Origin of the sequence: Oligella sp. HMSC09E12 (assembly GCF_001808505.1) — a bacterium.
Lineage (GTDB): Bacteria > Pseudomonadota > Gammaproteobacteria > Burkholderiales > Burkholderiaceae_B > Oligella > Oligella urethralis.
In genome coordinates, this window is sequence record NZ_KV793551.1 from 4,879 (window position 1) to 8,344 (window position 3,466).

4 protein-coding genes and 1 pseudogene are annotated in these 3,466 nt (G+C 43.6%); 2 read left to right on the plus strand and 3 right to left on the minus strand.

Features of this window, described 5'->3' with window-relative positions; genetic code table 11:
- Both HMPREF3179_RS11855 and HMPREF3179_RS11860 read right to left on the minus strand, forming a co-directional pair.
- Positions 1-136 (minus strand): annotated as a pseudogene (locus tag HMPREF3179_RS11855) (fumarate hydratase C-terminal domain-containing protein); the annotation flags it as partial.
- A gap of 244 nt (positions 137-380) precedes the next feature.
- Positions 381-1,655, minus strand: a complete 1,275-nt coding sequence (locus tag HMPREF3179_RS11860; protein ID WP_083290681.1) for an IS1634 family transposase — start codon at positions 1,653-1,655, stop codon at positions 381-383.
- A 372-nt stretch (positions 1,656-2,027) separates the two neighbouring features.
- On the opposite strand from HMPREF3179_RS11860, the gene HMPREF3179_RS03135 reads away from it, so the two are divergent.
- Positions 2,028-2,858: an RNase A-like domain-containing protein gene (locus HMPREF3179_RS03135; protein WP_070469700.1), complete on the plus strand. Its 831-nt coding sequence runs from the start codon at positions 2,028-2,030 to the stop codon at positions 2,856-2,858.
- Positions 2,859-2,863: 5 nt separating this feature from the next.
- Positions 2,864-3,160, plus strand: a complete 297-nt coding sequence (locus HMPREF3179_RS03140) for a contact-dependent growth inhibition system immunity protein (protein ID WP_048766897.1) — start codon at positions 2,864-2,866, stop codon at positions 3,158-3,160.
- An 83-nt stretch (positions 3,161-3,243) separates the two neighbouring features.
- Here HMPREF3179_RS03140 and HMPREF3179_RS11865 read toward each other — a convergent pair.
- Positions 3,244-3,466 (minus strand): gamma-glutamyltransferase (locus HMPREF3179_RS11865; RefSeq protein ID WP_210398746.1); only part of this gene is annotated, 223 nt, incomplete at its 5' end.

The following is a 3,466-nucleotide window of genomic DNA, read 5'->3' on the forward strand; positions in this document are numbered from 1 at the left end:
TATCCTTCACCTCAAACTCATAAATGGCTTCCATACCAAGGTCTTCAAAAGCAACCACCTTAGCACCGCGGATAGCTTTAGAAACCAAATAAGCAGCACCGCCGACAGCCATTAAATAAGCCGATTGATGCTCCTGTTTTCGTCATTTGGGCTCCCCAAAATGCTTTTCGCAGATTTTGAGCAATTCTTGCTGCTGTTCATCCATACCTAGCAGGATCGTTTGACGTTTTTTTGCTATTGGGTAGCTCCATTTGAATTTGATACATAGTCCGGGTTAATTCGGCAGCCTGTTTTAAGGATGGGCCGGATCTTTCTTGGTACAGTGCCGTTTCCAAGGTCTTATAGGCTCAGTTCCGTCTTTGACATGCGGAAGGTCTTCGCTATCTGCCGAAGCTGACCATAATGCGGAAGGTCTTCGCTATCTGCCGAAGCTGACCATAATGCGCTAACAGCTCCTCGGCATCCGGCGTGGTGTTGGTGACGTAGCCCTTGAGACCATCCCAAGCCGCATCGCTTTCGTACTTCTCCATCTCAATAGCCACATGGATCTCACCGTGCATTTTAAGGTACTTGTTATAACCTCGATTGTTCAAATGAGACTTGGTCAGTTTGCCACTACGCAGCCGTTGCTGAAGCCGCTCTAAGCCCTTACGACGGTTATCTTTATCGCGCTGAGCTCTACTGCTACTGTAATGCACAATTAAGCGTTCAGCCTCGTCCTTGGTAAAGGAGTGGGCTAAGCCGTCTTCACAATTGACGGTAAGTATTTCTCGTTTTAGTTTGGCGCTCTCCGTCTTGAGCCGGGCACCGATGATGTAGGTGTAGTCTTTGGCCTTTAACGCTTCGATATTGGCCTTAGTGAGTAGTCCGCTGTCGGCAACGACAAAGGGTTTACCAAGATTAAACCGTACGCTAAAACGCTCCAGAAAGGGTATGAGGGTATGTCCCTCATAGCTTTTACCGGCAAAAATATCGTAAGCAATGGGGAAGCCATTAGCACCCACGAGTAAGCCTAAGTAAATCTGCGGATGCGTGTGTTTACCGACTTTAGAAAAGCCCGCCTGACGTAGGTCATCATCATCTTCCGCCTCAAAGTGCAGCGTCGTCATGTCATAAAACACAACGCTAATCAGACCGCCTTGCATGCGCTTAGTGTGCTCAAAGGCAATCTGCTCAACCAACGGTTGGTAGCGATCTGCTAAACGGTCTAGAAAGCGGTAGATAGCACTGATCTCCAGCTTAACGCCACAGTATTTTAAGAGGTAAGTAATGGTTTTAAGTTTACTGAAAGGATAAGCTAAGCGAGCAATCACCAAGTGCCGAAACAACTCATCAGGCACCCGATTAAAGCCGATGGCATCATAGATACGGCCAAAGATAAGCTCCGGGTCAATCACGTGTATTTGATTGTTCTGCAGTGACGAGACCACCGTGACGGCTTGCTCATCTTCCTCGGCACGAGTGAAATCAAAGTCAAAACTTAATTGAGGCTTGTTGTCTACAATGTACTGCTCTGCTTCTAATTTAAATCGTTCAATGTCCGGATGCGTTGTGGCGCAACCGATGAATTTCAGCACTTTGTAGGTACCGTTTTTCTTGCTAACTACTTGAATACTAACGGATCCTGACTTATTTTTCTTCTCACGAACGAACATAACGAGACACCCGGGACACCCTAAAACGTCTCTATTTTAGACTAAGTTATTGATTTATAAGGAAATGTTCGGGTGTCCCGAAAAAAGTGACGAATACAGGAAAAAGCTTTAACTTTTACCCTCCACATTAAATTCGCTAACGTGTTGACCATTAAGTCCAAAAGTGCATTGGATGGATATAGTTTTTCCTTGTAAAAACGTTATTTTATCCACGTATAAATGATTAACAGAACTTAAACATATTGATATGACACTAATATGTCATACGTAATCAATGGTTTAACAATTAAGAAATCAAAAATAGTGTCATAAAAGCGAAAAAAATACCAGATAAAATGAGATGCAATTTTTATAGCCATTGAGGTGCTACTTATGCAAACCGAAGAAGGATTACGAATCGTTTTATCGCCTGTTCAGATGGCTGGCATACTTCATAATGCCTCGATTAGCGAAGGGGAGATACTTAGTAACCGTTTATGGGGTGGTTTAAATCTCGTGAGTGGAATGCTTGAGATGCTCATCGCTGGCGGCATGTGTGCTGCCCCAGAACCTACCATGCTGACCAAAGCTGGCTGTATCGTTGTTGGTGCACATGCTGCGGATATGGTTCACTCTTCTTTTAAACAAATATTAACGGGTACCGTAAGTAATACAAGAATTGCTAAAGCAGTGACTGATACAGCAGAAACGCTTGGTGCATCAAAAGGAACAGCCAATATAATCGCATTGTCAGTTGACTTGGCTGTTCCTATGGGATTTGCCTCTGCCATTGGTGCTGCTAGGGTGGCGACGATAAGGGCCGGTAGAATCAAGTTGGCTGAGCACGAGGCTGTAAAGGGTTCTAAAGCTGGTGGTCATACGATCAGTAGACACGTAGGCCATACTGAAAAAGATCTCTTATACCGCTTGGCCAACGATCCGAAAGTTGGTCCTGCGGCCAGTTCTTTTACTAATTTGAGAGTCGCTGAGCGAGCTATTTCTGAGGCGATGCGAGTAAATAGGTTTTATATTGAACAGTGGATAAAATCCGGTGAAAAAAGAAAATTAGTGATTCAACATACCGTTGGTGGGTATAAGGTAGGTGGATACATTGCGAAAGGAACTAGCAATTATGTTCAGACTTCAAAGCTTAGAGTGGTACTAGATCCAAAAAGTTATAATGGAAAACAGTATTACATATTAACAGCTTATCCGATAAGGTAAATCCTATGCACAAATACGAAGAGATCTTTCAGTTAATGGGCGGTTATCTAAACCAAGATATGTATGTCATTTGTGATGCCGATAACTTGGAAGAGGCTGTGGATTATTATGTGTCCGAAGTGGATGAGCATGTTTTGCAGAGATTATTAGAGGAATTATCTCGCTTTGAAAAAGACTTTGCTAATGACTTAGACAGCGCTTTTGAAACACAGTTTTCACCCGAAATATTCATTGATTCTGTGAGTGATTTTTTCACGCTACTGCGAACAACGATTAAAAAGCATTATCCAGCATTGATCTAAACCCTCCCTAACCATGCAGATAGTAAAATGGCTATGCTCCTCACAGAAACATAGCCGTTTCCAAACGTTAAAATCAAATCAAATTAATAACCTATTGCTGCTCCATCCGGGTTGCGTGGATCAGAGTAACCGTACATCTTGCCATCAATAATTTGAATGGTTTGGATACGACCCATACTGGCTTTGACGCTCACCTTATAGCCTGCGTCTTCGAGTAGTTGAATGGTATCCGGGCTAAAACCTAGCTCAAGACGCAGCTCATCCGGTAACCGAAAAGGAGCCGGGATAAACCCGACCCCAAACTGC